Annotated in this window: 3 protein-coding genes and 1 pseudogene; all 4 read left to right on the top strand. The window is 50.8% G+C overall.

Annotated elements, in window-relative coordinates; translation table 11 throughout:
- The coding region (locus ABH942_RS15505) for a T9SS type A sorting domain-containing protein (protein WP_370033542.1) at nt 1-1,158 on the top strand (1,158 nt) is incomplete at its 5' end.
- 12 nt (nt 1,159-1,170) lie between these two features.
- Nucleotides 1,171-4,017, top strand: a complete 2,847-nt coding sequence (locus ABH942_RS15500; RefSeq protein ID WP_370033540.1) for a hypothetical protein — start codon at nt 1,171-1,173, stop codon at nt 4,015-4,017.
- 3 nt (nt 4,018-4,020) lie between these two features.
- Nucleotides 4,021-4,485 (top strand): annotated as a pseudogene (locus tag ABH942_RS15495) (DUF6443 domain-containing protein); the annotation flags it as partial.
- 1,299 nt (nt 4,486-5,784) lie between these two features.
- Nucleotides 5,785-7,689 carry an RHS repeat-associated core domain-containing protein gene (locus tag ABH942_RS15490; protein ID WP_370033546.1) on the top strand — a complete coding sequence of 635 codons (1,905 nt, stop codon included), beginning with the start codon at nt 5,785-5,787 and terminating at the stop codon, nt 7,687-7,689.
- Nucleotides 7,690-7,694 lie beyond the last annotated feature (5 nt).

Here is a 7,694-nt window from a genome sequence, read left to right as displayed (position 1 = left end):
GGACAGGAACTCCTGCAGAGCATAGTGCCAACTTCAGACGGAGGCTATCTCCTTGCAGGTTCTTCCAGCTCTGCAAAAAGCGAGAAGATCATCGCGGGACAGCCCGATCCGTTCGGAAAGTCCGAGGCAGGGTTCGGCAACCTGGACTACTGGGTCGTGAAGCTCGATTCCGAAGGAAAGGTCGAATGGCAGAAGGCATTCGGAGGACAGTACGCCGACCAGCTCCGCAGTGCCGTGCAGACACGCGACGGGGGATACCTTCTGGGAGGATCATCCAACTCGCCCGAATCAGGAAACAAAACTGAGAAATGCTACGGAATGTCAGACTACTGGGTCATAAAGCTCGATGCAAAGGGCGGGTTGGAATGGCAGAAGGTATACGGCGGAGAGGGAGACGACCAACTGCAGGCAGTACTGCAGGCAAAAGACGGTAATTTCCTGTTAGCGGGAAGCTCTGCTTCGGGAACCACAGGAAACAAAAATGCATCCAACGGCAAGGGCACCGACTTCTGGCTGTTAAAGGTAGATGCTTACGGAGAGATACTTTGGCAGAAGACCTATGATATCGGAAAGGCTGACCTGCTAACCTCATTAGAGGAAAGTAAGGACGGATCACTTCTCCTGGGAGGGCATGCTCAGAGCGAAACCTATGTTACCAAGAAAAAAGACCGTGAGGGAATCAACGACTATATCGCCATAAAAACAGACGACAAGGGAGAGGAACAGTGGACACAGACCGTGGGAAGCGGAGGCGAGGACATCCTGCGAAAGGCAATAGAGACCAGAGACGGCGGCTATATCCTGGCAGGGACATCAATAGGATCGCCTTCACGCGACCGATATTCCGGACAGGGAAGAAACGACTTCTGGGTCGTAAAATTGAAAGACAAGAAAAAGAAGGAAGAAAAGAAGAACCCTATCGAGGCCTACCCAAACCCTACCCTGCACTACACCAACATAATTGTAGGCTACGAATTCCAAAAGGGAACCGCTACCGTTTACGACCTTTCCGGAAGGCAATTGCAGCACTTCGACATTACGGACAGAACCGTGCCTGTCGATTTGGGAGGAATGCCTGAAGGGATTTATATCATAGAGATACGAACCAACGTGCAGAACGACTCGGTGAAGGTCGTAAAGGCCATTAACAAACAATAAAATACACTACACATGAAAAAAATATATGCACTTTTGGCTATGGGGCTGGGAATTGCCTCAAATGCACAGGAACAGCCAGCCACACTGGAGTACGGTTCCGGAAGCCTGTCGAAAGAAACCTCAGCCATGTTCAAGTTCGACGACGTACCGGTCAGCCTATACACTGGCGTGCCTGACGTATCCATACCCCTACTATCGCTTCCTACACGAAGCAAGGACATCTCCATCGACATGACCTACAGGTACCACCCTTCGGGAAGCGCATGGAATATCAGCTACGGGGGCACCATCACCCGCGTCATAGAAAATTCATCCTTTGAGTTCAGGGGCAACGACTTTGGCTATTCCAACAACCTGCAGCTTGTAAGGGACATCTACAAGTTCAGCTTCATGGGATACTCGGGATCGTTTACCACACTGACAAGGCCTGACGGCTCCCAAACCATACTCGCGAACAAGGGGCAGTACATCAGGATAGAAGCCAGCGGCAACCCCACAACAGGAGGCCTAAACTCCTTTACCGCCTATGACACCAAGGGATACAAATATGTCTTTGACGTATACGACAAAAATATAGTTCCGAAACCCGGCATGCCCCAAATTACCCAGGAAACACGGACCAGTTTCCACCTGACGGCCATATATGACAACAACGGGCAGAAGCTTGTAGGGATTACCTATACCGAGAAATTCTATCAGGCACCCGGTTCGGACAAAAAAGAATATACAAACATAACGGACGCGATTCAGTCTGAAGGTTTCGGGAAGGCACAGTTCGTCTATTCGTCACGTTTTGAAGGAAAAAGAGCAGAAGAAATCGTACTTTCTGACGTCCAATCAAATATCGTCAAGAGGATTGACTTTAGTGACCCTGACAAGCTGGTGTTCAGGGACCCCATACAGACCAAGAACGAGGAATACCGCTTCTATTACAGCGACGGAATATATGGAAATTATGATGACCTGCACGGTATTATTACAATAGACAAGTTCGGATACCCTAACTACATCCCCTACATCCTTTATGAAGACAGCTACCAGGCAGAGGGAGGATATCTCGCCAATGCAGTCAACCCAAATGTAATTACCAGGGGTGTTCTAGAAAAGATAGGGCTGCCTACAGGAGGATCTATATTGTATGAGTACGAGTCGAATACCTACTCCTTCTTCGGTGGGGAATCTATATCAAAGACCCTCTTCTCCGGGGGCAGCTACATCGAGGATCCAGATTTCTATTACAACTATGACGACTACGAGATCACATTTCCCTATAACCACATCGTGGAGGAAATTGCCAGCGGATGGGTTGGCAGCCTTTCCAAATTTACATTGGACAGCCCACAGACGGTCTACATATCGGTACGCCCGGAGAAATATTTCAGCGACCTCAGCCTTACGTGGGTCTACCCATTGGTAGACCTGTCAGGCCCCGGAACAAACCTGCCTATCTACAGGCCCTACAACCTTGAAAACATGGGAATAGGAAGGCCGTTTGCACTGAATTCTGGGCTGCACCATATCACCATGGGCCCGTTTGGCGGCACCTACAGTGCCTACAGGACAATAAGCACGATGCGCAGGAACCCTGACGTAAAGAAATGGAAATACGGCGGGGGAAGGCGTATCAAGAGGATCGCCTATTTCGATACCGACGCTCCTGCAAACCTTTTCAGACAGGAAGCCAACTATTTTCCTCAGCAATACGTACCCGCAAAGGAAACCCGGTATTCCTACAACCTCTTTGACGAGCCCAACCGAAGCAGCGGAAACCTGGTGGCCGACAGCTACATGAACTTTTCCGACAAGTATGGCCAGGTGGAATTCGTGGGCTACCGCAACGTGACGGTGACCGAAAGCGGGAACAACGGGAAGACGGAATACACCTTCTCTTCCTCTGCCGACTACCCTCTCGGCACTATCGACATCGGGGATACGGCCAGCCAGTCCATTGACTACAAGCGCGGCCTTCTGAAAAACAAGAAGTCCTATGACAGGAACGGTACCGTGGTGCAGAATACGAGCTACGAGTATGCCTTCTTTGGCGAGAGCAACCAGATAAGCTACCTTGAGAACAGGACGGTCAGAGACAGGGTAGGAAGGTCAAGGCTCAGCAATGAGACCACCACATACTACCCAGCCAATTCCGAACCGATAGTGAAGACCACAGCCTACGGCTACTATGACGATATCAACAGGAGCCTGGAATCAAAGACCGCCACCACTTCAGCCGGGGAAGTACTGATGTCCAAATACTATTACCATACGGGCAACTCTCCCCTGTCAAAAAACAGGATATCCGAAATCGAGAAGGTCGAGGACTACAGGAACGGGAACCTGGTCAATACCAGCAAGACCGACTATTCCAACACCTGGCCGGGTAACGTGTCCTGGCTTCCTTCCGTGGTCTCTGCCTCAACGGGAAGCGCACCGCTTGTAGCCAAGGCAAAGCTCAACCGCTATGACGAGTTCGGCAACCTGCTGGAGAGCGAGCAGCCAAACGGGATAAAGACAAGTTACGTATGGGGCTACAACAACACGCAGATGGTAGCCAAGATAGAGAACATGGCCTACGGAAGCATCCCACAAAGCCTAATGGCAGCTGTACAGAGCTATTCTGACAGTGCGACATACAATGAGGCTTCACTTCTGTCTGCCCTGGAAGACCTGCGTATCAGCGCAACGGCCTCCGGAGCCATGATGACGGGATATTCCTATAAGCCGCTGGTCGGGGTATCCGCAACCATAGACCCGAAAGGCGAAAGGACCTACTACCAATATGACTCCTTCGGAAGGTCCAAGTCCGTGAAGGACAGGGACGGGAACACGCTGACCGAGAACCAATACAATTACAGACCCTAAAACATGACAGCCATGATACGACATACAGCCAAAATATTCAGGACATTCCTGCTGCTGGTCCTCGCCTCTGCCGCCGCAATGGCACAGACCGCAACGCAGAACTATACGAAAACGACCACCTACAGGGAAGCCGGGGGCGGAAGGCCGGCGGTCTCCATCACCTACTATGACGGGCTGGGTCGCCCGATTCAGCAGCGCGCCCACCAGATGTCCGGTACCGGAAAGGACATAGTGACCCATGTCGAATATGACGCATCGGGCAGGCAGGCAAGGGAATACCTTCCTTTCGTGAGCCAGTCCCCTACCCTGGACTACAACCCTGCGGCAGCGACCGATGCCTTAACATTCTATGCCTCGCCGAGCATCTCCCTGACTGGGAACCCTGACTTTGAGGCTACCGGAAACCCGTACATCGAAAAAATGTTCGAGGCCTCGCCTTTTGGAAGGCCGCTAAAGCAGGCAGCACCCGGCAACACATGGAAGATGCCTGCATTACCTGCAGACCCCGACCATACCATACGCACCGAGTACCTTTCCAATTCGGCAGACGATGCCGTAAGGCTCTACAGGGCAACCAACGGCGCCCTCTCGGGAGGCTACTATCCCGTAACGCTGTCACAGCAGGGGACCTACCCGGCAGGGACGCTCTACAAGACGGTGGTAAAGGACGAGAACTGGACAGCCGGGAACAGCAATACCGTACAGGAGTTCAAGAACAAGGAAGGGCAGGTCATCATGAAAAGGACCTGGGGCTCCTCCATCGTAAACGGCGTATCGGCCCAAGGCTGGCACGAGACCTACTATGTCTATGACGATTACGGGAACCTCGCCTTCGTGATGCCTCCACTTTCCAACGGGAGCGGTTCCAAGGCCGACCTGGAAGGCCTCTGCTACCAGTACCGATACGACGAGCGGAAGAGGCTTGTGGAAAAGAAGCTTCCCGGGAAGCAGTGGGAGTTTATCGTCTATGACAATCTGGACCGTATGATAGCCACTGGACCCGCCCGCTCTCCTTTCAGTGACATGGCAGGTGCCGTAGGGTGGCTGTTTACCAAATACGACATGTTCGGGCGCATCGCCTATACCGGATGGATGCAGGCCACCGTGACCAGTATTAACAGGAATACTTTGCAGGCGGCACGCAACGCCCAGACCACAAACCTGAGCGAAACCAAGACGGTTTCCGATAATAATGTCGGTGGTGTGGCATTCCGATATACCAACCAGGCATGGCCTACCGGTTCCGGATGGCACATGCTGACCGTAAACTACTATGACAGCTATGATTTCCCGGCAGCTCCAACGAGCTTTCCAGACGTGGAAGGACAGCCCGTACATTACAACCTTTCGGTACTCCCAAAGGGGCTGCCGACAGGTTCCTGGACAAGGGTTACGGAAACATCCGTTGCTACAGCCGGGGAGCTCTCCTATACCCTGTACGACCATAAGGCAAGGCCAATACGTACCCGTATCTCAAACTACCTCGGGGGATATATTCAGGCCGACACGAAGCTTGACTTCTCAGGAAAGGCGCTCTATACGGTAACCGGGCACAACCGCACTACTACCGGATCGTTGGTCACGGTAAGGGAAGACTTCACCTACAGCAGCCAGGACCGGCTGCTCACCCGCAGCCACAAGGTCGGGAACAGGGCCACAGAACTGCTCTCACGGAATACCTACGACGAGCTGGGGCAGCTCATCTCTACCAAAAAAGGCGGATCCGCCCTTGTTGCGCCTTTGCAGAAGGTCGACTATTCCTATAACGTGCGTGGGTGGCTCAAGGGGATCAACGATACCGGAGCGCTTGCAAAGCCGGGGGATCCTGCAGACCTGTTTGCGTTCAGTATCAGCTACGAGAACCCACAGGCAACGCAGCCACAGTTCAACGGGAACATATCTGAGACCTACTGGAGGACGGCCAACGACAACATGCTCCGCAAGTACGCCTACCAATTCGACAGCATGGGAAGGCTCGCCTCCGCTTCCTACCAAAAACCCGAAACCGTGTCGGCCACTGATTCCTACAGGGAAAGCCAGCAGTACGACAAGAACGGAAACATAAGGAAGCTCCAGCGCTATGGGGAGTTTGACGATGCCGTAGTGGCCATGATGGTCGACGACCTGGACTATGCCTACCTGCCAAATTCCAACAGGGTAGCCAAGGTAACCGACCATACCAACAACCCGGCCGGATTCAGGGACGACAGCGACGGGACGAATGACTCGGAAGACGACTATGCCTACGATTCGAGCGGGAACATGGTTTCCGACCAGAACAAGAACATCGACCATATAACATACAACCACCTAAACCTGCCCATAAGCATCAGCTTTGGTGAAGGTGCCGCAACAATAGAGTACCTCTACAATGCTGTCGGAAAAAAATTAAGGAAGACCGTGACCGAAAGCCCGAAGCCTGTCAAGATACAAGAATATCTGGATGGGTTCGACTATGCCAATGGAATACTGGAAGCTATCCATACTGCCGAAGGATATGTGAAATCAGGAAGAGAAGGTGGAAGATCAGTATACAATTACATCTACAATTACAAGGACCATCTGGGCAACATCAGGCTTAGCTACACAAAAGACCCAGTATCGGGACAGGTGGTCATTCTGGAAGAAAACAACTATTATCCGCTGGGACTTACCCACAAGAACTACAATACCACCAAAAGGATGTACGACAGGATGGGCGGTGGAGTCATAGAATTCTGCCCGGACTGCCCGTTTCCGTATTCCTACAATTACAAGTTCAATGGAAAGGAATTCCAAGAGGAATTGGGGCTCAATATGACGGCTATGGACTTCAGGCAGTATGATAATGCTTTGGGAAGATTTAATAGTCTGGATGCTTTGAGTGAATTGGCTCCCGGCATAAGCCCTTATCGTTTTGCCTATAATAATCCGGTATTCTGGGCTGACCCAACCGGCCTTTTTGAAACAAAACAAGCCGCCATGGATCATATACAGACTTATGGTCTGACGGGCGCAACCGTATCTTATAATAACAGTAGAGGTTATTGGGAAATTGACAATAATGGTTATACCTTTGGATATGAAAATGGTAATTTTAAAATAGCTTACGATACGGAAGATGGAGCAACAGTCTTTTATACCATAAAAGGTACTAGCTTTACAAGTTTTTTTTCTGACCGTTCAGGTTATGCAACTCCAATAGACTTGAATAATATTGGTTTAGCACTAGATATCACCGGTGGAACTTTTGGTGCTTTGGAAACCACAGTCGCTCCAAAAAATCAGTGGCTTGGAAAAAATGGAAAATACTATAAAAGTTCGTGGGGTGGAAACCAATATACAGGTAGTCGGTCAGGGGCTTTAAAAGCTGCAAACAACTATAAATGGGCTGGCCGTGGTGCTTTATTAGGCTCACTTGTTGTTGGAGGTATTAATATTCATAATGGTTATCAACAAGATGGTGGTCGATTTGGTTATAATAGTCAAGTTGCAACGGGTAATACTGCTGGTTCATTAGCTGGTGGATGGGCAGGCGCCGAAATAGGCGCCTCAATTGGTGCTGCCCTAGGCGCTTCATTTTTTGGAGTTGGAGCTGTTCCTGGCGCAATAGTAGGAGCTTTTATAGGGGGCCTTATCGGAAGTTCTTCAGGCGGTTATATTGGAGAACAAGCTGTCAAATCTTATTATTAATATTT

The sequence above is a fragment of the Flavobacterium sp. 28YEA47A genome, from assembly GCF_041262125.1.
Classification (GTDB): Bacteria; Bacteroidota; Bacteroidia; order Flavobacteriales; family Flavobacteriaceae; genus Flavobacterium.
Note: the sequence above shows the minus strand (reverse complement) of the source record. Positions and strands in the feature narration are given on the sequence as shown.